At 34.4% G+C, this 26,268-nt stretch carries 23 protein-coding genes; 14 read left to right on the top strand and 9 right to left on the bottom strand.

Annotated elements, in window-relative coordinates:
- Both FS85_RS0102580 and FS85_RS0102575 read right to left on the bottom strand, forming a co-directional pair.
- Positions 1-995 (bottom strand): lysine--tRNA ligase (locus FS85_RS0102580; RefSeq protein ID WP_010134440.1); only part of this gene is annotated, 995 nt, incomplete at its 3' end.
- 258 nt (positions 996-1,253) lie between these two features.
- A complete protein-coding gene (locus FS85_RS0102575; RefSeq protein ID WP_010134438.1) occupies positions 1,254-1,760 on the bottom strand; it encodes a DUF456 domain-containing protein in 507 nt (168 codons plus the stop codon).
- A gap of 108 nt (positions 1,761-1,868) precedes the next feature.
- Between FS85_RS0102575 and FS85_RS0102570 the strand changes: the two genes are divergently transcribed.
- The 4 genes from FS85_RS0102570 (at position 1,869) to FS85_RS0102555 (ending at position 4,755) form a co-directional block, all read left to right on the top strand.
- A complete protein-coding gene (locus FS85_RS0102570; protein WP_033194528.1) occupies positions 1,869-2,321 on the top strand; it encodes a hypothetical protein in 453 nt (150 codons plus the stop codon).
- A 73-nt stretch (positions 2,322-2,394) separates the two neighbouring features.
- Complete coding sequence (locus FS85_RS0102565) at positions 2,395-2,841, top strand: hypothetical protein (RefSeq protein ID WP_010134436.1); 447 nt, start codon at positions 2,395-2,397, stop codon at positions 2,839-2,841.
- A gap of 22 nt (positions 2,842-2,863) precedes the next feature.
- Positions 2,864-3,412, top strand: a complete 549-nt coding sequence (locus FS85_RS0102560) for an RNA polymerase sigma factor (RefSeq protein ID WP_010134435.1) — start codon at positions 2,864-2,866, stop codon at positions 3,410-3,412.
- Positions 3,409-4,755, top strand: coding sequence for an outer membrane beta-barrel protein (locus tag FS85_RS0102555; RefSeq protein WP_010134434.1), 1,347 nt, complete (start codon positions 3,409-3,411; stop codon positions 4,753-4,755). The genes FS85_RS0102560 and FS85_RS0102555 overlap by 4 nt, the downstream gene beginning before the upstream one ends.
- A 1-nt stretch (position 4,756) precedes the next feature.
- Here FS85_RS0102555 and FS85_RS0102550 read toward each other — a convergent pair whose 3' ends face one another.
- Both FS85_RS0102550 and FS85_RS0102545 read right to left on the bottom strand, forming a co-directional pair.
- Positions 4,757-5,467, bottom strand: a complete 711-nt coding sequence (locus FS85_RS0102550; RefSeq protein WP_010134433.1) for an SGNH/GDSL hydrolase family protein — start codon at positions 5,465-5,467, stop codon at positions 4,757-4,759.
- Positions 5,468-5,504: 37 nt separating this feature from the next.
- Complete coding sequence (locus tag FS85_RS0102545; RefSeq protein WP_010134432.1) at positions 5,505-6,035, bottom strand: RNA methyltransferase; 531 nt, start codon at positions 6,033-6,035, stop codon at positions 5,505-5,507.
- A gap of 162 nt (positions 6,036-6,197) precedes the next feature.
- Here FS85_RS0102545 and mutS point away from each other — a divergent pair, with 162 nt between their 5' ends.
- From mutS to FS85_RS16680, 6 genes are all read left to right on the top strand, one after another.
- Positions 6,198-8,774 (top strand): DNA mismatch repair protein MutS, encoded by a 2,577-nt coding sequence (gene mutS / locus FS85_RS0102540; RefSeq protein ID WP_192807096.1) that lies wholly within the window; start codon positions 6,198-6,200, stop codon positions 8,772-8,774.
- 16 nt (positions 8,775-8,790) lie between these two features.
- Positions 8,791-9,411 carry a trimeric intracellular cation channel family protein gene (locus FS85_RS0102535; RefSeq protein ID WP_010134430.1) on the top strand — a complete coding sequence of 207 codons (621 nt, stop codon included), beginning with the start codon at positions 8,791-8,793 and terminating at the stop codon, positions 9,409-9,411.
- The gene (locus FS85_RS0102530) at positions 9,408-9,875 is read left to right on the top strand and encodes an RNA methyltransferase (RefSeq protein WP_010134429.1); all 468 of its coding nucleotides are present in this window, start codon (positions 9,408-9,410) and stop codon (positions 9,873-9,875) included. The genes FS85_RS0102535 and FS85_RS0102530 overlap by 4 nt, the downstream gene beginning before the upstream one ends.
- Positions 9,876-9,878: 3 nt before the next feature.
- A complete protein-coding gene (locus FS85_RS0102525) occupies positions 9,879-11,030 on the top strand; it encodes an ATP-binding protein (protein WP_029489212.1) in 1,152 nt (383 codons plus the stop codon).
- Entirely contained in the window at positions 11,027-12,304 is a 1,278-nt protein-coding gene (locus FS85_RS0102520) for a sugar MFS transporter (RefSeq protein ID WP_010134427.1), read from the top strand. Before FS85_RS0102525 ends, FS85_RS0102520 begins: the two co-directional genes overlap by 4 nt.
- Positions 12,305-12,394: 90 nt before the next feature.
- Positions 12,395-12,562: a hypothetical protein gene (locus FS85_RS16680; RefSeq protein WP_160162380.1), complete on the top strand. Its 168-nt coding sequence runs from the start codon at positions 12,395-12,397 to the stop codon at positions 12,560-12,562.
- A 60-nt stretch (positions 12,563-12,622) separates the two neighbouring features.
- On the opposite strand, the gene FS85_RS0102510 is transcribed toward FS85_RS16680, so the two are convergent.
- On the bottom strand, positions 12,623-13,711 hold the full coding sequence (locus FS85_RS0102510; RefSeq protein WP_010134426.1) for an L-rhamnose/proton symporter RhaT: 1,089 nt from the start codon (positions 13,709-13,711) through the stop codon (positions 12,623-12,625).
- Positions 13,712-13,866: 155 nt separating this feature from the next.
- Complete coding sequence (locus tag FS85_RS0102505; protein WP_010134425.1) at positions 13,867-14,634, bottom strand: TatD family hydrolase; 768 nt, start codon at positions 14,632-14,634, stop codon at positions 13,867-13,869.
- Between the two features lie 198 nt (positions 14,635-14,832).
- Between FS85_RS0102505 and FS85_RS0102500 the strand changes: the two genes are divergently transcribed.
- The 4 genes from FS85_RS0102500 to FS85_RS0102485 all read left to right on the top strand — a co-directional run bounded on the left by FS85_RS0102500 (position 14,833) and on the right by FS85_RS0102485 (position 21,077).
- Entirely contained in the window at positions 14,833-15,567 is a 735-nt protein-coding gene (locus FS85_RS0102500; protein WP_010134424.1) for a hypothetical protein, read from the top strand.
- Positions 15,568-16,127: 560 nt separating this feature from the next.
- Positions 16,128-17,117, top strand: a complete 990-nt coding sequence (locus FS85_RS0102495) for a glycoside hydrolase family 113 (protein ID WP_010134422.1) — start codon at positions 16,128-16,130, stop codon at positions 17,115-17,117.
- A 66-nt stretch (positions 17,118-17,183) separates the two neighbouring features.
- Entirely contained in the window at positions 17,184-19,094 is a 1,911-nt protein-coding gene (locus FS85_RS0102490; protein ID WP_083823621.1) for a DUF3857 domain-containing protein, read from the top strand.
- A gap of 3 nt (positions 19,095-19,097) precedes the next feature.
- Positions 19,098-21,077, top strand: coding sequence for a DUF3857 domain-containing protein (locus FS85_RS0102485; RefSeq protein ID WP_029489211.1), 1,980 nt, complete (start codon positions 19,098-19,100; stop codon positions 21,075-21,077).
- Here the strand turns inward: FS85_RS0102485 and FS85_RS0102480 are convergent.
- The 3 genes from FS85_RS0102480 to FS85_RS0102470 are packed head-to-tail and all read right to left on the bottom strand — an operon-like array spanning position 21,064 to position 26,251.
- Positions 21,064-22,347, bottom strand: a complete 1,284-nt coding sequence (locus FS85_RS0102480; RefSeq protein ID WP_010134417.1) for a voltage-gated chloride channel family protein — start codon at positions 22,345-22,347, stop codon at positions 21,064-21,066. The two genes, FS85_RS0102485 and FS85_RS0102480, sit on opposite strands and share 14 nt — an antisense overlap.
- 21 nt (positions 22,348-22,368) lie before the next feature.
- Positions 22,369-22,884, bottom strand: coding sequence for a hypothetical protein (locus FS85_RS0102475; RefSeq protein WP_010134416.1), 516 nt, complete (start codon positions 22,882-22,884; stop codon positions 22,369-22,371).
- Positions 22,885-22,942: 58 nt separating this feature from the next.
- On the bottom strand, positions 22,943-26,251 hold the full coding sequence (locus FS85_RS0102470) for a hypothetical protein (protein WP_010134415.1): 3,309 nt from the start codon (positions 26,249-26,251) through the stop codon (positions 22,943-22,945).
- Between the last annotated feature and the right edge of the window lie 17 nt (positions 26,252-26,268).

Here is a 26,268-nt window from a genome sequence, read left to right as displayed (position 1 = left end):
CCCGTAAAATGTTTGATGGAATCTGCCATGGTCACTCTAGCAAAAGGAGCTTTAAAACTTACTTTATGCTTGCCAAAGACCACATCTGTAGTTCCATTCACTTCCATAGCACAGTGTTCTAACAAGTTTTCGGTAAACTCCATCATCCAGTTGTAATCTTTATAAGCTACATAAATTTCCATAGCCGTAAATTCTGGGTTGTGCGTTCTGTCCATTCCCTCGTTACGGAAGTTTTTAGAGAATTCATACACTCCATCAAAACCACCTACAATTAAACGCTTTAAATACAATTCGTTTGCAATACGCATGTACAACGGAATGTCTAATGAGTTGTGATGTGTAATAAAAGGTCTTGCCGATGCTCCTCCGGCTATGGGTTGCAGTACAGGAGTTTCTACTTCAAAATAACCTGCATTGTTAAAGAAAGAGCGCATGGCATTGAACAATTTTGTTCTTTTTACAAACACTTCTTTTACATGCGGATTTACAACTAAATCTGCATAACGCTGACGGTATCTTAATTCAGGATCGTTGAATTCATCATACGTATTTCCTTCGGCATCTGTTTTTGGTAACGGTAATGGTTTTAAAGCTTTGCTTAACAATTTAAAATCGCGAACCATAACTGATATTTCTCCTACTTGAGTTTTGAACAACTCTCCTTCTACCCCAATAAAATCACCTAAATCTAATAATTTTTTAAACACATCGTTGTACAAAGATTTATCATCTCCAGGACAAATTTCATCACGATTAAAGTAAATTTGTATTCTTCCTTGGGCATCTTGCAACTCTGCAAAAGAGGCTTTTCCTTGGATTTTCTTTCGCATCAAACGACCGGCAATCACCACCTTTTTTCCTTCTTCGTATCCTTCCTTTATCTGTTTAGAGTGGTTGTTTACAGGAAATAAATCTGCAGGATAAGGGTTGATACCTAAAGCTCTTAATTTGTCGAGCTTTTCTCTTCTTACAATTTCTTGTTCTGATAATTGCATGCTGATCGTTTTTTAAAATTTTTAACGCATTAATTCTGAGCCTGCAAAGATAATAAGAACATCAGAATTCAACACTTAGAAATTACAAGTTATTTTATTGCCTGATTGTGTTGCAAAGGTTTTTATAGAAAAAAAGATACAAAAACAGGGCTATCCAAAATAAAACCAGTAAGTTTGCATCGTTGTTGTAAAGCTACGCAAGTGGCTTTTGGGTTTAATTACCAATGGAAAGCTTCCCTATAGGGTTGCTTTTTTTGTTTACAACCAACCAAAAAAAGCTTCTCGATGGCGAATAACATCTCTTATAAAATAAATAAGGTATGCGATTCCTAAAATTAGTTTAATTCCCGTAGAAAAAAGAAATCCTACTACCGATCCTATAGAAGCCCTAAAAGCCTTTTGTAAATTTTTAGCATCGTTCATTAATTCTCCTATAAGTGCTCCTAAGAACAAACCCAAAATCATACCAATAGGTGCAAACAACAGTCCAACCACCAATCCTATAGTAGAACCCCAAATACCATATTTACTACCACCAAATCTCTTGGTTCCTAAAGCAGGAATTACATAATCTGCCACGGTTACCACAATGGCTATTGCCAAGGTAATTCCTAAAAAAGTCCAATTTGTTGTTACCTTAGATGTTAAATGCAACAATAGCAAACCTAACCAGCTTGTAGGTGGCCCTGGAATAACAGGTAAAAAAGAACCTAAAATTCCACCAACCGTTAACAGAAATCCAACAAACAACAAAATATAATCCATACTTCTTATTTTCTTTTACAAAGCAAGATACTGTATTCTAATGAAAAAAGATGTAATTTTGAGACTATTGATGTGGTAAAAAAGATGATTCGATACTATTTATTTTTGATGAGTTTAGTACTTTTCTCCTGTGAGAAAATCAATTCTGTATCGGCTATTTTTACGTCTAACACTTCTTTGGCCAGAGACACCATTAACCTAACAGAAATAGATCAATATCCACAGTTTAAAGAGTGTGATGCTTTGTTAGATTTTGAAAAAAGCAAAACCTGTTTTGAAAAACATATGTACCAACAAATTAATACAGGAATACAACAACTGCAATTAAAAACTAAAACTAATTTTAGCGATACGTTACTGGTTAAATTTAGCATCAATACTCATGGTGCATTTTTGTGTAAAAACATTCAACTAAAAGACTCTACACAAATTTTATTCCCAAACTTATCTAAAGATATAGCACAAATAATACAAACCATTCCTACGGTTTTGCCTGCTCAAAAAAGAGGAATCCCAGTAACTTCTAGCTATACCATTCCTATTTTGATACAAACAAAATAATTTTTTTTGTAAAAACCACGCAACCCATTGAAAGTTTGCACATCTAATAACTATAACCTAAATACACCCTATTATGAAACGTATATTTTATCTTTTAACTCTTAGTGCACTTTTATTTGCTTGTTCTAATGATGATGAATTTAACTTCCCTAAATTTCACTTAGAATTCTTACCGATTGATGAAATTGACTTACCACAAACCTTGGAAGTAGATAAAGACACTTTGATTGATTTTAAATACACCTTAAAGAACGGATGTTACTACTATGATAATTTATATAGAAAAGCAAATGACACTGCAAGCACTAACATTACTCTTGCTGTGGTAGCCTATGTAGACGATGATGCGGAAACTTGTTCTGAAGAAACTAGAGAAGAAGAAAATACCTTTAGCATGAGGTTGTCTAAAAAAGAAGACTATTTGTTTAAAATTTATAAAGGAACCGATACTGATGGGAACGATGTTTTTGAAGAAATTACTGTAAGCGTAGTAGACCCAGAGGAAACAGCAGCACAATAATAGCATTACCCCAAGTCTAGTAATGGACCTACAGCAACTGATTAAAAAATGTCAAAAAAACAATGCCAAAGCACAAGCAACTTTGTACAAGTTGTACGCAGGCAAGTTGTTTGCTGTATGTTGCAAATACTCCAAAAATAATACCGAAGCAGAAGATAACTTACACGATGGATTTATCACCATTTTCAATAAAATTCATCAGTTTCAACATCAAGGATCTTTTGAAGGCTGGATGAAACGAATCATGATTCATACTGCTTTGGAAAAATATAGAAAAGACAAAGTGTTCCCCCTTGTTAATGAAGAAATTGAAACTTCAATCCCTGAAACAATAGACGAGGGGGAACTTAATTTGTCTCAACTACTAGAAAGCATACAAAAATTACCTAGCAGGTATCGTTTGGTATTTAACCTTTATGTATTGGATGGATACAGTCATAAAGAAATTGCAAAATTACTATCTATATCCGAAGGAACCTCTAAGTCTAATTTATCGAGAGCTAAAGCCATCTTAAAAAAAGAATTGAGTAACATGACCCCAACAAACACTAATAAAACAGCTTTGTTATGAACTCCGAAGACCTAGAAAAACTATACCAAGAAAAGCTAAAGGATCTAGAAATGACTCCGCCTAAAGCTACATGGCAAAGAATTGAAGCAAGTTTGCTTCAACAACAACGTGCCAAAAAACGTGGTTTTATTTGGTTTACTTCTGTAGGTAGCGTTGCGGCTGTTTTTATATTTTGGTTTCTTTTTACAACTACAGACAGTACTGTTTCTTTAGCTCAACAACAATCTCAGAAAACTAAAAAAAATGCTTTTAAAAAAACATCCCCTGAACAAAATACTAAGAAAGCTACTAAAAGTTTATCTTCAGAAAAGACAGCTCTTACAAACAAAAAAAAGGCAGTTGTTGTAACTTCAAAATCAACCTACAACAACTCTACACTACCTGTTTCTAACATAAAAACACCTCAAAAAAACAACACAAAACAGCCCAAACATATTGTAGCTATAACCCCAGAACCTAGCACCAATATATCTAAACAGAACAGAGAACAAGAGGCTACCAAAGAATTGAATTTTTTAACTATAGCTTCTGCTTCAAAAACAGCAACAACAAATCAACCCAAAGAAAAAAAAGCACTAGTAGCTTCTGAAAATGATGTTAAAACCACTGTAAAAAAAGAATCTTTTTGGAGTATTGCTCCTGTAATATCCCAGTATGTATATCAGTCATTTTCTAATCAATCTACTCTAGACAATCGTTTAGACAACTCTGAAAAACAAGGTGAAAGTTCTACTGCTTATGGTTTTAATATTGCCTATCAAATTAGCAAACGTATTAAAATTAAAAGTGGAATTCATAAAATTAGTATGTCTCAGAGCACAAACAATTTGGCAATTAATACATTTAGTAGAACCTCATCTTATCAAAATACGAGATCTATTTCGTCTAGAGACAAGTTATCTAACCAAACTGTACCAACTAGCGAAAGCTTGTCTAGAGATATTGTACCTGTACAAAAATCAGCTGCTCTTTTTTCTCAAGTCCAAGCTCAGAGTATTTTAGAACAACGTTTGGGTTATGTAGAAATTCCGCTAGAAATTAATTATGGCTTGTTTGTTAACAATCAATTTTCGTTTTATTTAGCGGGAGGGATTAGTACCTTATTCTTAACCAACAATCAGGTGATAGAACAAACCGATTTGTTTGAGGAATCTTTTGAAGCAAACAACATCAACCCCTTAAATTTTAGCCTGAATTTTGGAACTGATATTGAATATCATTTTTCTAAAAAATGGTTTATCAATCTAAATCCTGCCATTAAAATACAAACACAAACATTTAGCAGAGATAACAACAGGCCTTACTTACTGGGGATTTCTACAGGAGTTAACTACAAGTTTTAAGCTACTGATTTAACACCAAAGGCAACAATCTTTCTACAAATTTTTGATAGGCTTTTTCGGATGGATGCAACCCATCACCAGCCACCAAACTAGGATTTTCTAAACCTTTTTGTGTGATGTCTGTAACATGTAAAAATTTTACATTTTGCTTGTTACAATAGTCTTCTGCAAACCTATTATAGCTTTCTATTTCTTGAGACGTCGTGCGGTCTCCGTTTAAAAAAGGCGTGTATGCATAATCGGGTATAGAAAGTACAATCACCTTATTTTTTTGATTTCCTGCAAAAAAAATTGCTTTTTGTAAAAGCGTAGGAAACTCTTCTTCATAAACCGATATAGGAATTCCCTGAAATTGGTTGTTTACCCCTATTAAAAGTGTTACTAAATCATAGGTTGGGTCTAGGTTACTACGTTCAATTCCTTGCAACAAATCCGCTGTGGTCCATCCTGTAGTTGCCACAATATCTAGAGAAACTAAATCTATGGAGTCTTCTCTTTTTTGCAATTGTGTTCTTAATTGTTCAGGAAAACTACAAGCCGCACAAACTCCTTCTCCAACCGTATAGCTATCTCCTAAGGATAGTATTTTATAAAGTTTAATTTCTTTAGGATTTTCCTGTAAATCCGTTTCTGTGATTTCTTCTGAGTTAGACGTTGAACAAGCAAACAGAAAAAATACAATTCCAATAAATAAAGTTCCTATTGTTTTCATACCTAATAGATACGAAAAAAAGATTGCATTGGATTTCTTAAAAGCGAAATTTCTTAAACAAATCCCATAGTACAACTCCTGTTGTAACCGAAATGTTTAAAGAATGTTTGGTTCCATATTGCGGAATTTCTACACAATAATCGCTTACATTAATTACCTCTTGCTGTACTCCCTTTACTTCATTTCCCATAATAACAGCATATTTCTGATTTTCCTCTATTATAAAATTCTGCAGTTTTACACTATTTTCTGCCTGTTCTATAGCCAAAACTTTGACTCCCTTTTCTTGTAATTTTTTCACCAAACTAACTGTATCTTCTACATACTCCCAAACTACAGAATCTGTTGCTCCCAGTGCAGTTTTATGAATTTCTTTATTAGGTGGTGTAGCCGTAATACCACACAAATAAATTTTTTCTATTGCAAAAGCATCACTTGTTCTAAAAACAGAACCAATATTGTTTAAACTTCTAATATTGTCTAGCACAACAATCAAAGGTGTTTTTTTGGCTTCTTTAAAAGCCTCTATATTCAATCTGTTTAGCTCTTTGTTTTTTAGTTTTCGCATGTTCTTGTCTTCTAGCTTTGGATACAAATATAGGTTGAATAATTCGTTGATAACTTTAGTGCTTGTAAAATATATCTTCTGCAAGAAACTTTTAACTTTCCCCTTTCTAACTTTTAAACTAAAATCGTGGCCAAAACCAAAGCAAAAAAAGAAACTCCTTTAATGAAACAATACAATGGTATTAAGTCTAAATACCCAGATGCCATGTTGTTATTTAGAGTTGGGGATTTTTACGAAACCTTTGGAACCGATGCCATTAAGTGTGCACAGGTACTTAACATTACACTAACCAAAAGAGGAAACGGAAGCGAGTCGGAAACAGCTTTGGCAGGATTTCCACACCATTCTCTTAACACCTATTTGCCCAAATTGGTGAAATCAGGACTACGTGTTGCTATTTGTGATCAGTTAGAAGATCCTAAAATGACCAAAACCATCGTAAAACGAGGGGTTACAGAATTGGTAACACCAGGTGTAGCATTAAACGATGAAGTATTGCAATCTAAAAACAACAACTTTTTAGCATCGGTACATTTTGGAAAAAAGAATTTGGGAGTTGCTTTTTTAGACATTTCAACGGGAGAGTTTTTAACCGCTCAAGGAGATGTTAGTTATATTGATAAATTGTTACAAAACTTTAGCCCTAGTGAGGTTTTGGTAGAGAAAAAAAACAAATTATTTTTTACCGAAAATTTTGGAGACCGTTTTCACACCTTTTATTTAGACGATTGGGTTTTTCAGACTGAATTTGCCAACGAAAGCCTGCTAAAACACTTTGATGTAAACTCATTAAAAGGTTATGGAATAGAAGGTCTTGACCAAGGAATTATTGCCTCGGGGGCTGTACTCTACTATTTGTCCGAAACTCATCACAGCAAACTACAACACATCACTAGCATACAACGTGTACACGAAAACGAGTATGTTTGGATGGATCGATTTACCATCAGAAATCTAGAATTGTATCAATCCACCAACGAAAATGCCATCACTTTGCTAAGCATTATCGACCAAACTCATTCTCCTATGGGAGCTCGTTTGTTAAAACGTTGGATGGCCTTACCTCTTAAAGAAACTTCACAAATTGTAAAAAGACATGAAGTGGTAAGCTACTTTATGAATCATGAAGATTTTTATCAAAAAACGACGTATCAAATTAAACAAATTAGCGATATAGAACGTTTGATTTCTAAGGTAGCCACAGGAAAAATTAATCCTAGAGAAGTCGTGTATTTAAAACAATCTTTGGATGCAATTCTTCCTATAAAGAATGCAGCCGAAGAGAGTGATAATATCACCCTAAAAACCATGGGAGAGCAACTGCAGGATTGCACTTTGTTACGAGAAACTATTGCCAAAACACTGGTAGAAGATGCACCTGTAAGCATTCATAAAGGAAATGCTATTGCTGGTGGAATTAGTACAGAATTAGACGAATTAAGAACCATTTCTAACTCAGGAAAAGAATACCTAGATAATTTGGTACAACGAGAAATAGAACGTACTGGAATTCCTAGTTTAAAAATTGCTTTTAACAACGTTTTTGGCTACTATATAGAGGTAAGAAACACCCATAAAGACAAAGTTCCTGAAGAGTGGATTCGCAAACAAACCTTGGTAAATGCAGAACGATACATTACCGAAGAACTAAAAGAATACGAAAGTAAAATATTAGGTGCCGAAGAAAAAATTGGACTCCTTGAACAACAATTGTTTTCAGAATTGATTCAGTTTTTAATCGATTACATCCAACCAATACAGTTAAACGCAAACCTAATAGCACAGCTAGATTGTTTGTGTGGTTTTGCTACTTTGGCAATAAACAATAGCTATGTAAGACCTACTATTGATGACAGTACAGAAATTGATATTAAAAACGGTCGTCATCCTGTAATAGAAAAACAATTAACTTTTGGTGAAGAATATATTGCCAACGATATTAGTCTTAACAGAAGTCAGCAACAAATTATTATGATTACCGGACCTAATATGTCGGGTAAATCTGCCATTTTAAGACAAACAGCACTGATTGTTTTATTAGCTCAGATAGGAAGTTATGTTCCTGCACAACAAGCCAGAATTGGAGTAGTTGATAAAATATTTACACGTGTTGGAGCTAGCGATAACATTTCAATGGGAGAGTCTACTTTTATGGTAGAAATGAACGAAACCGCTAGTATTCTAAACAACGTATCAGAACGTAGCTTAATTCTGTTAGATGAAATTGGTAGGGGTACCAGTACCTATGACGGTATTTCTATTGCTTGGGCCATTGCCGAATATTTACACGAACATCCTAGCAAAGCCAAAACCTTATTTGCCACACATTATCATGAACTAAATGATATGAGCAAAACATTTACTAGAATTAAAAACTTTAATGTTTCGGTAAAAGAGCTTAAAGACAAAGTAATCTTTTTACGTAAATTAACAGCAGGTGGTAGCGAACATAGTTTTGGTATTCACGTAGCCAAATTGGCCGGAATGCCACAACCCGTAATACATAGAGCTAATAAAATGCTGCAACAACTAGAAAATAGTCATGGTTTGCAAAACAACAAAGCCAAACTAGAACAAGCTACTCAAGAAGAAGATTTTCAGCTAAGCTTTTTTCAATTAGACGATCCTTTGTTAGAAGATATTAAAGACGAAATTTTGGCTACAGACATCAATACACTTACCCCAGTAGAAGCTTTAATGAAACTGAATGAAATCAAACGAATGTTAACAGGAAAATAAATCTGCAAAACTAGTTATGAATTTTAATGTAATAGAATACATCAACATTTCTGGTTCTTTTGTTTTTGCCGTTTCGGGTGCACTAATAGCCATGAAACGAAAACTAGATCCTTTTGGAGTTTTAATTGTTTCTTTTATTACCGCAGTAGGAGGAGGAACTTTGCGTGATATTTTAATAGATAGACCCGTTTTTTGGCTATACGACACTACCATTCTATACGCAGTTTTGGCAGGAAGTATTATTGCCATGATTTTTAAAACCAAACTGAACTTTTTTGACAAACCTATGTTTCTGTACGATGCTCTTGGTCTTGGATTGTTTACTATTACAGGAGTTCAAATAGGCTTAGAAAACAATTTAGACTACTTAATTTGTGTTTTGCTAGGAACCGTTACTGGAGTTTTTGGTGGAGTTTTAAGAGATATTGTAGTAAATAAAATTCCTGTAGTTTTTAAACAAGAAATCTACGCAACCGCTAGTATTTTGGGAGGTCTAATGTATTTGGTATTGATGGACGTAAACATTCAAAAACCGTATTTACAAATTGTACCCATTGTACTAATTATTTTAATAAGATTGATTGCCGTATATTTTAACATCTCCTTACCAAGCATTTACAAGAAAAAGAAAGCATGAAAATAAATAATTTAGAACAAGGATATTTTGGAATTGGAATTATGAATGGAAAAACTCCTGAAAATTTAGGGGTTTTATGGAGATCCGCACAAAACATGGGTGCTAGTTTTATTTACACCATCGGAAACCGATATGCAAAACAAGCCTGCGATACCCATAAAGCAGTGGGTGCCATGCCTTATTACCATTACGACACCTTTGAAGAGTTTTACAAATTTTTACCTAAAAGTGCTGTATTGGTAGGGGTAGAATTAGATGATAGGGCGGTTTCTTTAGAAACTTTTGAGCATCCAAAACGTTGCGTGTATTTATTAGGAGCAGAAGACCACGGATTGACCAAAGAAGCCATTGACAAGTCCCATTTTTTGATTAAATTTAAAACCACACTCAGCATCAACGTTGCGGTAGCAGGTAGTATTGTAATGTACGATAGAGGCAGTAAAACGCCTATCAATCTCAGATAATTTATGAATCTTCGCTTTCTAAAATCCAAAAAAATATTGGTTGTTTTGGCCTTGGCCATTGTAAGTAGTATTTTATGGAATACACTTCGCCTTTTTGATGGATTTAGAGCACAAGAAGAATTGAAAATGGAAATTTTAGCCGATGCCTATTTTCAGTTTAACAAAGCAACTCCCGACGATGATATTAGCTTATTGGTTAAAATTATAGAGAACAACAAAACCATCCCTATGATTGTTACCGATGAAAAAGGGAAAATTTTATTAGACCAAAATATTGAGTATAAAAAAAGCGCTAAAAAAAAAGTGCTTGCCAAAAAATTAAAGGAGATGAAATCTTTACATGCTCCTATAGAAATTAACGTATCCGACAACAATAACCAATATATTTACTATTCCAATTCCGAAATTTTAGACAAGCTTCGCTATTATCCCCTAGCACTTATTTTAATTTTCTTAATTTTTTTATGGGTTTTATTTGCTGTTTTTAATGCCTCTAACAATGCCGATAAAAACAAGTTATGGAACGGAATGGCCAAAGAAACGGCTCATCAGATAGGAACCCCTTTGTCTTCTTTATTAGGATGGATTGAAATTTTAAAATCTGAAAACATCAATCCTACTTATGTAGATGAAATTCAGAAAGATGTAGATCGTTTGGGAGTAATTGCCAATCGATTTTCTAAAATTGGCTCAGAACCCACCAAAGTAGCCTCTAATGTATCTTTACTTATCCAAGAAACTATTGATTACTTTCAAAGTAGAAGCTCTAAAAACATTGTGTTTTCTTATCAAGCTTCTGCTTCTTTGGGAAGCTTTCATATCAACCCTGAACTTTTTAGTTGGGTACTAGAAAACCTAATTAAAAATGCTATTGATGCCATGCAGGGTAGAGGAAAGATTCATATAGAACTAAGAGACAACCCTTTGGAAATGCAAATCCTTATTACCGATACAGGAAAAGGGATTCCAAAAAATTTACACAAAACTATATTCGCACCTGGTTACACTACTAAAGAACGTGGTTGGGGCTTGGGTTTATCTTTATCTAAAAGAATTATTGAACAATATCATAAAGGGAAAATTTTTGTAAAACAATCGCAAAAAGATATAGGAACTACATTCCAAATCAACTTCCCTAAAAAACAAATTTTATGAAAACACAAACATGGATTCCAACAGCAGTAATAGCAGGACTGTTTTTTATTTTTGGTTTTGTTACTTGGATTAACGGAGCTTTAATTCCGTACATGAAAACTATTAATGAGTTAACAGAAGCCCAATCTTATTTAGTAGCATCTGCTTTTTATATTTCTTATGTAGTAATGGCCTTACCTGCATCCAAAATATTAGAAAAAATAGGCTATAAAAAAGGGATGTCTTTAGGTTTGTTTGTAATGGCTTTGGGGGCTTTGGTATTTATACCTGCAGCAAACTCAAGAACCTATGTGTGTTTTTTGCTAGGCCTTTTTATTCAAGGTAGCGGCTTAACCATTTTACAAACAGCTGCCAACCCTTATATTACTATTTTAGGACCTTTAGAAAGTGCTGCAAAAAGAATTGCTATTATGGGAATTGCCAACAAAATTGCAGGTGCTATTGGTTCTATAGTATTTGCTTCTTTACTTTTGTCTGGAATTGATGAAGTAAACAATCAGCTAATCAATACCAACCCTGCAGAAAAAGAACTACTACTAAACTCATTAGCCGAAAGCGTGGTAAATCCTTATTTATTAATGGCTTTTGTCTTATTTTTACTCACCCTTGGTATTAGAAAAGCCCCCCTACCCGAAATTGATCTTTCTAAAAGTTCCGATAATAAAAATTCAGAAGAAACTACAAAAACCTCTATTTTTCAATTTCCGTATCTGTGGCTAGGTGTTCTTACTCTTTTTGTATATGTAGGTGCCGAAGTAGTGGCTGGTGACACCATCATTAGCTACGGGAAAGCACTGGGAATTCCTTCAGAAAAATATAAGTTCTTTACTTCTTTTACTCTTATGAGTATGGTACTTACCTATGCCATTGGCGTTTATACTATTCCAAAGTTCATCAGTCAGCACAATGCATTAAAAATTAGTGCATTGTTAGGACTACTGTTTAGTGTTTGTATTCTGTGTACTTCAGGATTTACATCGGTATTGTTTGTAGCTGCCTTGGGTATTGCCAACGCATTGGTATGGCCAGCGGTTTGGCCATTAAGTATAGATGGTTTAGGAAAATTTACCAAAACAGGATCTGCTTTGTTGATTATGGCGATTGCAGGTGGAGCTACCATTCCACCATTGTATGGTATGTTTGTAGACTTTCAAGTACAATCTGGAACTAACATAGCCAATGCAAGCACCAAAGCTTATGGGGTTTTAATTCCTTGTTATGCAATTATCTTATTTTTTGCTACCAAAGGACATTTGTGGGGGAAACATCAATAATTCTTTTTTAAAAAGCAATAAAAAACGTATCATTACCTTACATATGTAGGGCCTAGAACCGATAACGGTGCTTTTTTTGAAGCCGAAATCATGCCGTTAATCAATTATTTTGCCAGTCCTAATGGATTGTACTACACCAACGAAGGTTCATTTAACGCCATTAAAGACGATGGTAGTGTAACTCGCTACTCTAACATTTCTGGAGCTTTTGTAAGTTCAGACAGCCCCAACATGCGTGTGTACGGATATTGGTTCTAAACTAAAAAAGGCTCGGAAACACCGAGCCTTTTTTATATATTACAAAGTACCACATCATTATTATTGCAATGTTTTGCTTACCATAGCAGTATTTTCTTTAACTGCATCTTCTTCAATTTTTCGGTAATTTCCTTGGGCAATAATCAACACCCCAACAATTAAAATAGACAAGCTTGTTACCAAAACACCTACGCTTTTCTTGCTTGCTCCTTTCCACTCTTTGGTTAAAATTCCGTTTACATTGGCCACCAAAATAGCTCCCGTTTCTAAGATGGCAAATCCTACAGACGTTCCTAATTCTCCTAAATGATATGCTGCCAGCCCGTAAATAACCAAGGCTGTGTCATGAAAAATGGCCATTAACAATACCAAAATCAAAGCTGTAAAAGCTCCTTTTTTTGTAAAATTCCCCCAGGTTTTATTTTTAGTCAACCGAATACCAAAAAAGATACTGGTAGATAAAGTAGCTCCCATAAAAATAGGCAATAAAACTGCCAATCGGGCAATCCATGGTTCATTGCCAAAACCCACTTCGGCCAATTCTCCTATTTTTCCTAGGTTGTTCCCTGTATGGTAAGACAAATTAAATCCGGCAGCACAAATAGCTCCTAATACACAAAATAAAATTCCTTTTCGTATGGTTTTCTGATCTGCTTTGTTACGCTTGTCTTGTTTATTTTTATCACGCAACACACCTGCATATCCGTTTAGGGCAATACCTAATACAATAATTACAATTCCCAACAGCATTTGGTTTCCTATAGAAGTTCCCAACACACTCTCTTGCCCCTCAGGAACCAAAATTAGTGGCAGTACTGTGTCTATAGAAGTTATTACTCCTAAAAATAAACTAAAAGCCAAAGCCATTCCAATAGATGCAATACTATAACCCCACAACATGTTTCCTATTCCCCAACAAAAGCTTAATGCAAACATTACAGGAAACACCCAGCTAGGTGTTTGTGCATAAATAGCCCATAAATCATCTACTAGAGCAAAAGTGATGACTAGCGGAATGACAAACATTCCAAAAAAGAAAAATCCTCCCCAAGTGTTTTCCCAAGCAAATCCTTTGGTAAACTTAGAGGGTAATGCATAAATACCTAACAAAATAGCAGATAAAAAAGCGTACAAGACACCTACAATCATAACAGTCTAATATTTTAAGTTTTCAGGATCAAGATATTAAAAAATCAATCTCTAAAAACACAATGATTTATTTTATCACCTAAAATAATAGTAATTGTTGTTGTCAGTTTCAATAAAATGCAATGCAATAAAGTTTGTATCAAGAATACACTGCATTAAACTCCGTAAATATCTTTGCTATTTTGGGTAGTAATTGCTGCAATTTCATCTAATGGTTTTTGATATATAGTGGCCAGTTTTTCGGCCACTTGTACCGTATACATAGACTCATTACGCTTACCTCTAAAGGGAGTAGGAGCTAAATAAGGGGCATCCGTTTCTAACACAATATGTGCTAACGGAATTTCGGCCAAAAACTTGTCTATTTTACCATTTTTAAACGTTGCCACACCACCTATACCTAGTTTTAGATTGTAACCAATAGCTTTTTTTGCATCTTGCAACGTACCCGTAAAACAATGAAAAATCCCAAACAATTCTGGGGATTGTTCTTCTTCTAAAATGGCAAATACTTCTTTAAAAGCATTGCGGCAATGGATGTTAATAGGCAGTTTTAATTCTTTAGCCCACTGCACTTGCGTTCTAAAAGCATCTTTTTGTTCGTTAATATATGTATCGTCCCAATACAAATCAATACCAATTTCCCCTACAGCTACAAACTTACCCGTTTCTAACCACTCACGAGCCATGGCTAGTTCTTCTTTATAGTTTTCTTTAATATGTGTAGGATGCACACCCATCATTAAATGCACATGTTCGGGAAAAGCTTCTGCTACCTGAAACATACTTTCGGTATATTCCGAATCTACCGACGGAACAAACATACGTGTTACTCCTGCCTTAATGGCACGTTTAATCATGGCAGCACGGTCTTCATCAAACTGTTCGCTATTTAAATGGGTGTGGGTATCGGTAAAAATCATAAAAAGAGTTTTGGCAAAAATAAAGGTTTCTGGTAGAATCATAGAGCAATAAGCTTTATAAAACCAAGAACAAGATCAAAATCAAAAAAAATTAAAGACATCAAAAACATAACATTTGCAAAATAAACAGTTGTTTTGTTGCGAATAATGTAACATTTATCTATTTTAATTGACTTAATCCTATAAAATAAAAAAGTTATGAGTCAAAAAGATGATTACAACAAAGAATTACCTGCAATGGAGGCCTTAGCATCCAATCAGGTAAAATCTCCAAACATGCCTGTAGAAATTGCTACCCAAGAAGCAGAAGACCAATATCAAGTAGCTCTAAAATATCAAGAACAACTTGCTACCGCAGGAATGACCACAGAAGTTCTAGACACATTAAAAAGTAGAGCCAATGCCTTAAGAGAAGCCGAAGCACAATGGAGAATTATTTACAACTCTCAACAAGCAAATATTAAAAACTGGAATGAACAAGAACCTGTTGGCATTGCCTTACAAAAAGAACTAAAAAACGTTTTCCGTTATGCCTTTAGAAACGATGCAGTTACCCTTGCCAAAGTTAGAGAAATAGCCAATGGCAAAGGAGACAAAGATATGATACAAGATTTGTTAGAGTATGCCGTTTTAGGAAACTCTAACCCAGATCCTTTAACAGCCGTAAATTTTGACTTAACCAAGTTAGACACCGCAACCTCCTTATCCGAAACACTGTCGCAACTACTTGCCAAAGCTACCACCGACAAACAAGCACAACACAAATACAAAAATACAAGAGACAGAGCTTATACCATTATGAAACAAACCTTAGACCAAGTTAGAGATTGTGGTAAGTTTGTTTTTATAGACCAACCTACTATTAAAAAAATGTTTGCTAGTGCCTATGCACGTAAACACAGAGACAACAACAAAGATGCTGAGCAAGAATAAAGAGAAAAGGAGTATAATGCTCCTTTTTTTATTTGATTTTTTTAAACACTTTCGAAAAATTAAACTGCAAAAAAACATAGCACCTATACAAAGACTCTTTTTTTAGTATCGGGATAGTATTTATTTCTCCACAGGAAGCCTATTCTAGAAGTAGGGAGTATACATTACTGCGTGGGAAACACAAAACCATGCATGGGAACATGTTTTAATACCTAGGAAAACATAAAACATACGCGGGAAGTTCTAATTTAGACATGGGAAGCAAAAAAATTGTAATAGGAAAGGTTTTTTTACTGCAAAGAATCAAAAAGCACTTGCAAAGACACTTATTTTAAGTGCAAAAACTCGTAGAATAGCTTTAAAAAAGCTATAACAACCTTTAAACATACTTTTTTTGCACAAAAACCACCCCATAGTTTTAACTGGTGTGCTAAAACTACCTAAAAACTCCTACTTCTTAGTCAGTAGAGCATTCAACCTTCTGTAGCTGTCAAAACCACCAACTAAAACCTCATCCCAAAACAAATAGAAACCGTAACTTAGGCAACAAAACCCTTTGTATGAGACACCTAAAAAACTATTGCCTTTTTTGCTTTATTTTGTGCTCCATACTATCCTGTTCTCAACAAAAAAAAATCAACGGAGCAAGTTTGGTATCACCCCCCAACCCTGTAGATACCTATTGTATGGATCAACTACAGCAAATTAATGCCAATTGGGTGGCCATCATTCCCTTTGCTTTTACACCACAAAACAGTACCAAAGTGTATTTTAACAATACGCACCAATGGTGGGGCGAAAAATCTGAAGGAACAAAAAAACTTATCCAAATAGCCCAACAAAAAGGATTAAAAATTATGCTAAAGCCACATGTATGGCATCACCATAAATGGATCGGAGATTTTAGCCTTTATACCCCAAAAGAATGGCAAATTTGGGAGCAAGAATACAGCAAATACCTACTACACTATGCAAAAATTGCTCAACAATATCAAGTAGAGTTGTTGTGTATAGGTACAGAGCTAAAAAAAGTTGTAATTAACAGGCCAATGTTTTTTAATCAGCTTATACCCAAAGTTAAAAAGATATACAAAGGCAAGCTTACTTATGCAGCAAATTGGAACAGCCTACAAGAAGTACCCTTTTGGTCTTCCTTAGATTATATTGGGGTAGATGCTTATTTTCCTTTATCCACAGAAAAACAACCTAGCGTTGCAACACTTAACCAAGCATGGAACCCCATTAAAAAACAATTAAAAATAGTAAGCCAACAACATAAAAAACCTATTTTATTTACCGAATATGGTTTTGAAAGCACCGATTACAATACCAAAACTACTTGGGGAAACAACGGAAAACACCCTGCCAATACACAAGCACAAGCAAATGCTTACACATCCTATTTTCAATCTTTTTATAAAGAATCTTGGTTTGCAGGGGGCTTCTTCTGGAAATGGCATTTAACTCCCAAAACGCTAAGAAATCCTGAAAAATCCTTTACCCCACAAAACAAGCTAGCCCAAAAAGTTATCCAAAAATATTTTAAGTAAGATTAACTATTGCCATAGCTTTTATCAATAAATATTTTTTATATTGAAAGCCTATTACCATTAGCTATGAAACTGAAATTACTATTAGTACTCCCTGTATGGTGCATGCAGATGTTTACTTATGCACAAACTCAAAACTTTTCTGTTGATCAAATTCCCGATAGTCTAAAAAAACATGCCGATGCAGTAATCCGTGATTACAAAAAGGAAATAGAGATTATAAATCAAAACAAAATGATGGTTTATTTTACCCAAACCATTACCGTTCTAAACAAAGACGGAGACCAATATGTGGCTCCTTACAAAACATATAGTAACGATTCTAAGATAAAAAAGATTGGTGCCATTCTATACAACCAAAACGGACACAAATTGGTTACCTACAAAAAGAAAGATTTTAGAGACCAAAGCGCAATAGATGGTTTTTATTCCGAAGACAGAGTAAAGTTTTTAAGTTTTACACCTAGAGATTATCCTTACACCCTAACGTTTAGTTATGTTTTTCAAACAGAAACAACAGCCTTTTTTCCTAGGTGGTATCCTGTTAGCGGCTACAATATATCGGTGCAAAACAAAGAAATTAAAATTACCAACAATACCAATACACCGTTAAAACATGTAAAAAACAATATCAATAAAATAGCGGTACAAAATCTTTCTTCAGAAAACAAACTACACTTTAAAATTCAGAACCAAATTGCTGTAGAAAACGAACGCTATAGTCCTTATTTTGAAGAAAAATATCCTAATATAAAGTTCTACTTAGAACAATTTACCTTAAAAGGTCATCAAAGTATATCTATTACCAACTGGAAAGACTTTGGCTGGTGGCTTAGAACCAAACTATATCAAGACCGTGTAAGCCTAAGTCCAGAAACCCAGCAAAAGGTAAAAGAATTGGTAAAAGGCATTCAAGATCCACTAAAAAAAGCAGAAATTATTTACAATTACATGCAAAACAAAACTCGATACGTAAATGTTGCTATCGGAGTGGGAGGCTGGCAACCTTCTTTGGCCAGCGATGTAGACCGATTGGGCTATGGAGATTGTAAAGGCCTTTCTAACTACACCAAAGCTTTGTTAGATGTAGTAGGTATAGAATCTAACTGGGTAATTGTATATGCAAAACAAAAAAGAAATTTTGACAAACAGTACCATGGAATGCAAGGAAATCATATGATTCTAAACTTGCCCAAACTAAACAATGGAAAAGATGTTTGGTTAGAGTGTACCAACCAAACATTGCCCTTTAATTACCTTGGTAGCTTTACCGATGATAGAGATGTGTTGGTCTTAGAAAAAGAAGGTGGAGTATTAAAACACACTCCTATATACACAGACAAAAACAACCTACAAATTAGCAATGCCACCTTGCAGTTACAAGAAAATGGACACTTAAATGCACATATAAACATACAATCTAAAGGTATAAATTACGACGATGATTACGTATTAGAAACCTATACTCCTAAAGAACTAGATCGTTATTACAAATTTTACAAATGGAGCTATAACAACAACGTAAAAATTACTTCACATCAATTTACAAATCAAAAAAACAAACAAACCTTTGCACAAGACTTAGATCTTTTACTAGAAGACTATGCAACTATTATGGGTAACGAAATGATTTTTAAAATCAACGCTCTTAACCAACACAAACAATCTGTTGCTTATCAAAAAGACCGACAACACCCTTTGGTTATAAGACGTGGGTATAACGAAAAAGACAGCATTACACTTAAAATTCCTAAAGGATATAGCATAGAAACACTACCTAAAGACAAAAACATTCAGTCAGAATTTGGAAACTATGCTCTGGTCTTTAAAAAGGTCGATGAACATACCCTAACATACCAAAGAGACTTTTATCAAAAGCAAGGAACCTATCCTAAAGAAAAATACAATGATTATGGAGATTTTATCCGCTCAGTAACTCAAAACGACAACCTAAAACTTGTACTATCTAAAAAATAAATGATGAAAAAGAAACTTATATTATTCCTAGCTGTTGTACTTTGCTTTGGTACAAGCAGCAAAGCCCAAAACTACAAATTTGGAAAAGTATCTAAAGAAGAACTTTTAGAAAAAACATGCGCTATAGACTCTTTGGCCGAAGCTGCCTTTTTGTATAAAAGCGAAAGCATTTCTATTAACTACAATACCATTTCTAGAAGCTTCGAAAAAGTGATAGATTATCATATTCGCTTAAAAATTTACGACAAAGATGGTTTGTCTTATGGAAACCAAAATATCTACTACTACTCAGGCTCTACACCCGATAGAATATTCAAAATTAAAGCCGTTACCTACAACCTTAAAAATGGTAAAATAGTAGAACAAAAAGTAAACAAAAAAGAAATCTATACCGAAGCAAAAAGCAAAACCCTAAGTGTTAGAAAAATTGCATTTCCTGATGTTCGTGCAGGCTCTATTATAGAACTTAAATACTCTTTAACTTCTAATTTTTGGGACATAGGAACCTTTAACATTCAAGAAAAAATCCCTGTAAAAAAACTGTATTACCGAACCGAAATACCAGAATTCTTTAAATACAAAAAAGTAACCAAAGGATATTATACTGTTACACCTAAAACAGAAAGTACTTCAGAACGCATAAATCAATACATTACTTACGATAAAGAAATTTTAACTTTTGAAGATAAAAACATTCCCGCCATTAAAAATGACGAACCCTACACAAGTAATTTTAACGATTACAGGGGTAGAATTCTTTACGAACTGTCTTCCGTAGTGTTTCCTGATGGTTACACAAAAACTTACAGCAACAGCTGGGAAAGTGTTTGTGAAAGATTGTTTGAATCTTACAGTTTTGGAAAACAACTAGCAAAGAAAAATTACTTTAAAGAGGATTTGGAAAAAATAACGGCTAACACCTCATCCGAAAAAGAAAAAATAGAAAGCATATTTGATTTTGTAAAGTCTAAAATTCAATGGAACAAACACTACGGACTATACACCAATGATGGATTGCCCAAAGCGTATAAAAAAGGAGAAGGAAACATTGCCGAGGTAAACTTAACATTGGTAGCAATGCTAAAAGAAGCTGGCATTAGAGCCTATCCTGTTTTACTAAGTACCAAAAACAACGGTGTTCCTATATTCCCAACTTTAGATGGACTAAACTATGTAGTTGCTGCAGTTAAAAACATAAACGGAGAAATTCTTTTACTAGATGCAAGTGGGCAAAACAACGCAGTAAATGTACTACCTACAAGAGCTCTCAACTGGCATGGTAGGTTAATGGCCAATAAAAAAACCAATATTGATGTACCGCTAGTTCCAAAACAACAATCAGAAGAAATTTATATGGCTCAAATTACTTTTGACAAAGATTTTAAAATGTCAGGAAACTTAAGAGCCAAACTTACCCGAAAAAGAGCTTTAGATTTTAGAAACAAATACAACAAACTAGGAGAAGAGGAACTAAAAAAGAAATTAGGAAATAGATACCACGTGTTTGTTAAAAACTGTCAACTTACAAACAAGAAAAAAACTTCAAAACCGATAATGTTGTTAGGGGAAGTATCTAGCAAAAAGTATTGCGAAACCATCAATGGAAAAAAATACATCAATCCGATGGTATTCTTAAGTGATACCAAAAACCCTTTTAAACTAGATAAAAGAAAATATCCTATTGATTTGGTTACTCCTACAAAGATTAGCAAAAACATTATCCTTACAATTCCAAAAGGTTACAAGGTGGTATCCTTACCAAAAAGCTTTAGAGCAACAATGCAAAATAAAACAGGAAGCTACAGCTACTTAATTCAACAAAACGGAAACTCAATTAGCGTAAAGAGTGTTAGAGAATTTAAAACACACATGATCCCTACATCCGAATACCAAGAGTTTAAAGCTTTTTACAAGCATATGGTTGCAAAAAACAAAGAAAAAATTGTATTAGAAAAAATAGAGCCCGTGGCTAGTGCTCATTAAGCTTACCCAAAGAAGATCCTTGCTCAGATTGTTTTGTTTTTATCTTAGAAACACCTACAATCTGAGCATTGTATATTCCAGTATGTCCAGAAAACAAATAAGCTGTAACACAGGCAAGTGCAATAAACACTATACCCTCGCTTCCAAACAATTCTACCCCCATTAAGGTACAAGCAATAGGGGTATTGGTTGCACCCGAAAACACCGCCACAAATCCCATACCCGCTAACAAACCAATGGGCAAGGGTACAAAAACAGAAAGGGCACTACCCAAGGTAGCTCCTATAAAAAATAAAGGGGTTACTTCTCCTCCTTTAAAACCAAAAGCAATACAAAAGGTAGTTAATAGTAATTTTGCAGCAAAATCATAAGATACCATCGTTACTTTAAAAGAATCTACAATAGTAGGAATTCCCAAACCAATGTACTTTGTTCCAATAGCAAAAACCAATACCGAAACAAACAAACCACCTACTACTGGTCGTAATGGTGGATACTTTATGTACGTTGAAAAACGACCAAAGAACGCAACTCCTTTAGAAAAAAAAGTACTTACCACTCCAAAAAGAATTCCAACAAACAATGCCCATAAAAAAGTACTAATGGTCAATTCAGGAACAACATCAACCACATATTGTGTATGAGGAATATGAAAATAATGAGCAACTTGAGACGATACATAATTAGAAATTACTGCCACCAACAAACAGGGCAAAACAGCATGATAACGAACGCTACCAATCATCAACACTTCTAGGGCAAAAACAGTTCCTGCCAAAGGCGTTCCAAACAATCCTGCAAAACCACTGCTAATTCCCATCAAAATAACAATATTTCTATCTAAAGCAGACAAGCGAAACCACTTAGAAAACTGATCGGCAATAGCACCTCCTATTTGTACTGCTGTACCTTCTCTACCTACAGAGGCACCCAATAAGTGAGACACAACCGTACCTATAAAAATAAAGGGAGCCATCCTAAAAGGGATAATATCTTTTGGGCTATGTAACTCCTCTAATAGTTGATTGTTTCCTTTGGCTACCGATTTTCCGTAATAATGGTATAACAAGCCTACAAGCAAACCTCCAAAGGGTAGCAACCAAATAATAGCCCTATGGGTTTCTCTATAATTTGTTGCATAGTGGAGTCCTATTAATAAAGATGCAGTGGCCAAACCCACCAAAACCCCAATAACGATGGCCAAAGACAACCATCTTAAAAAATCTTTGGATAGCCCCAGCCAAGAAGATTGCATTTGTTTAATAGCCATTGTATTTTTTAGAGCTGTTGCTTAGAATTGTTTCCCAACACTTACGCCAAACCTAGGTACAAATTGTCTAGACATTTTAGCGTTGAATAAATTACGTGCAACTCCTACATTGAATTCAAAAATATATCCATTTCTAGAAACATGCTTACCTCCTGCTCCAATTCCCAATCCAAAATCTGAATAATTTCTTTTTTCTTTAGTCGTAACTCCCATTTCGGTCATCTCTGTTTCTTTTTCTCCAAAGTTCAAGGTTCCAAAAAGTTCTCCAAAAAAGTCAAACCCTTTGTTAGTAGTTAAAAATTGACGAAAATAAGGAGTCAATTGAAAGTTTTCATTATATCGAAAGTCAGCACTTTTGGGTTCAAAATTAATAAACACCGAAAGTCCTACAGAAGCTTCATCATTCAATTGGTTTTCATAAGACACATCCAAGGTTCTAAACACCAAAATGTCTAATAAATCTAGTTTGATTTGATTGTTTTGTCCAAAAGAAGCCACAGAGGCAAATAGAATGCTAATAAAAAGTAGTTTTTTCATGTTTCTTTTTACTTTATAAGTTCAAAAATAACTCATTTTAACGAGCTTGCCTAATGTTTTAAAAGTTGGCTCTTAACTGTACACTACCAATATGAATGGTCGCTATGCTATTGTTTTTTCGTCCGTTATAACTTAGGCTTAAATCTAACAAACGTGTCAAACTCTTTTGTATTGTTACAGACCAAGTATAATTTCTATCGGGCGGCAAGCCTTCTAGCATTCTATAAGAAGCCGGACTGTTCAACGCTCCTTGGTATTGATTGTTTATTGTATGTACGCTTGCCAACACAGATCCTTTTTTGGGGTGATTGTAGTTGTAGTTCAATCCAATATCATGACTTGCCAATGTTTCGTCTCCTCCTTCATTTTTCTTATGCTGATAAATATATACTGCCTCTACAGTAGAAAACTCATCTTTTAGAAAACTAATAGACGGATGAAGCTTTTGAGAATGTATTGCAAAATTTCTAGATTCAAAACTACTTTTATTACTGTTTTCTTCTATTCTAGCCAACGCAGACAACACCCAAGAACCCTGAATATTGTGTTGAAAATTAAACTCATGTGCTTGCACACTTGCTGTTTGAGCATCGGCACTTATAATTTGACGATTTTCATTGTTTATATAGGTGTAAGTACTGCTGTAATGCTGTTGTCCTCGGTTAAAAAACAAACTAGAGGCAACATTTTTTTGCAAACCTACCACGTTTTGATTCCCCGTAGCAAATGGATTGATGTTAAACTGACGTCCTACCTTTAACTGATCCTTGTCTATCAAAAATCCTGTCTGAGTAGAAAAATGTGAAAGCCAACGCAGCCAAGGTGCTGTATGATTTTTAAATTGGATAAAGTTTAGATACAAAGACTGACTAAATTTTGCTTTCTGTGTAGCAATTCTAGCAAGGGTTGGCAACAAAACCCGTAAATAATTTGCCTGATCTGCAAACTGAGCTACTTCAAACTCGTCAAAATCTTTAATTCCATTATCGTTTAAATCACCTAAATACGTATAAAATCCTTGTCCGGGTTCGGTTTCTATATAATTGTAGTTTTGCTGAGGTGTAGTACCCGAACTGGTTTGATATAAACTACTTAGTACCAATAAATTTTGAAACAAACGTTGACTAAACTGAGTGCTAGCATTAACAACTTCTACATCATCAGCAAAATAATTAGCAACCACTCTGTAGTTGGCAAAAGTACTCCAAGAAGTTTGTTCGTTTTCAATCCATTTACTTTGTACAGAATAATTTTGAGCATTCTGTACCCGTGTCATCTTATTGTTTTTTACACTGTCAATTTCGGTAACATAATACTTTATACGTGTAAAAACTTTGGTAGAATCTCCCAAACCAAATTCTAACCCGCCCGTAGTATATTTCTGATTGTTGACATGCAATTCCTTTGTCTCCTGATTTTTTTGTTGATTGTCTTCGTACAAAAACAAACCCCGCATCCATCCTTTAGCAAATGGATAAGTAACCTGTGTATGATTTCTTACAAACACCCCTTTATCTAGTTTATTTTTGCTATTTAAAAAACTACTTCGGGTAGCAAGTACTATGTTTTTAAAGGTATTGTTTGTTATTAAAGAGTTTCTAATTCCCTTAAAGGCAGTTCCTAACTTTAAGTACTCACTTTCTAGCTCCATTTTTTGGTACTCTTGTTTGCTAGTTGTAAACTGATTTTTTATATAGGTCTGATTTCCTAAAAAATTAGGCATAAGTTGTACCTCTAAATTCCAATCTCTATTAAATTCTGCTTGATACAGTCCCTCTATATTGTTAAAGTTTTTTTGAACAAAATCCCAGTTCAGTTCGTTTTCTGTATTCCAATTTCCAGTAGCTATTTTTTGTTTCCAAGTTAGTTTAGAGGCAAGCCCTTGGTTGTTGTTATCGTCTTTATCAGAAAAAAGATTTAAATCATTATTGCTATAAGCCAATTCGGTGTGCACAAAAGAGGATTTGCTTATTTGATATCCTGTATTGACCACTGCGACCTGTGTTTTTACAGGAGCAATCAATTGAGTAACGGGTGCATAGCTTCCATTATTTTCTCCTACAAATACATATACATTTCCCTGTGCTGAAGTTTGTTGTAAATTGTACGCTCCTTGTCCGTTTGCAACTCTATTAAAAACAACATTGTACAATTCATCTTCTTTATTATTGCTTCTAACATAATTACCATCTGCATTTTTGGTATACTGAATTCTATTTTCATCGTATGCTGCTTTGTTAGCACTTTCGGCCACCATTAAAGACAGGTTGTTTCCTGCCTCTTTTAAGACTTGCTTTTGGGCATCGTTTAAATTTTGTTGTAAGGACTGACTTTTTACATCATGTTCATGATAAAAATACGTTCCTAAAGACCACTTATCATCTTTGTATTGTATTCCGTTATGGGTAACAAACCTATTGTAATTTTGATCACTGTACTGATAGTCTACCAAAATTCTTTGAGCAGCATTGATGGGAAACGTAGGATTAAAAGTAATTTCTGCCGTTGTATAATCTATTGTATAATCATGCTGTTCTCCTCTTTTTAAAACCACACCGTTTACATACACCACCTCACTACCCGAAATAACAACAATATTTAGTTCGCCATTAGCTCCTAACAACCTATAAGGCCCCTGGTTTCCTTCTTGAGGATGAATAGCAGCCGTGGTAAACTTTCCTCTAACCACTGCTCCTGATGCCGTAACCGTTGTTTGTTGCTCTCCGTTATCTAACATCACATTTAGTTGGGCTCCGTTTATTTTTTTATTAAAATTTAAAAAATAACTCTCCCTGTTTTGCAAATCCACGTCCCCTGCTTTTAGCTTCCAAGTGTCTGTAAACAGTTCTATAAACACCCGATCGAACTCTCTTAGATTCTGAGATACTCCATTTTCCTGAATAGGCACATTAGAATCTTTTATACTGGCTCTAATTTTTAATTTTTCTGATAAGCTTCCTGTAATTTGCAAATCTAACCCTGAATTTAGCACCGATCCTTGATTGTTACCCACCGTAATACCACGGGTAATGTTTCCGTAGGTGGCTACCTCTCCAAAAAAATCTTTTTTCCTGAATTCGGATAAAATGGAAACAGGTTTTGAATTGGGAGTTGCTTTGGGAATGATAAGTTTTTTTTGAAACGGACTGTAAGTTTGGGTTAAAAAATCAGGATACTTATAGTAATGTATCTTTGCCAATTTAATGCTATCGCTATAAAAAAATAGTTGTGCTTTCTGAGGATTAAAATAGTAGTAGCTAGAAGGAATAAGGATCCCTTTTGTATTTGTTACTTTAAATTGAACATCGCTAATGGCTACCTTTTCTAAACGCAAAGTGTCTTTTGTAACCGATATTGTTTTTATCACCCTATTTTTATTAATGA

This window comes from Ochrovirga pacifica (assembly GCF_000220525.1).
In the GTDB taxonomy this organism is placed as follows: Bacteria; Bacteroidota; Bacteroidia; order Flavobacteriales; family Flavobacteriaceae; genus Ochrovirga; species Ochrovirga pacifica.
This window is presented reverse-complemented; position numbering and strand designations above follow the sequence as displayed.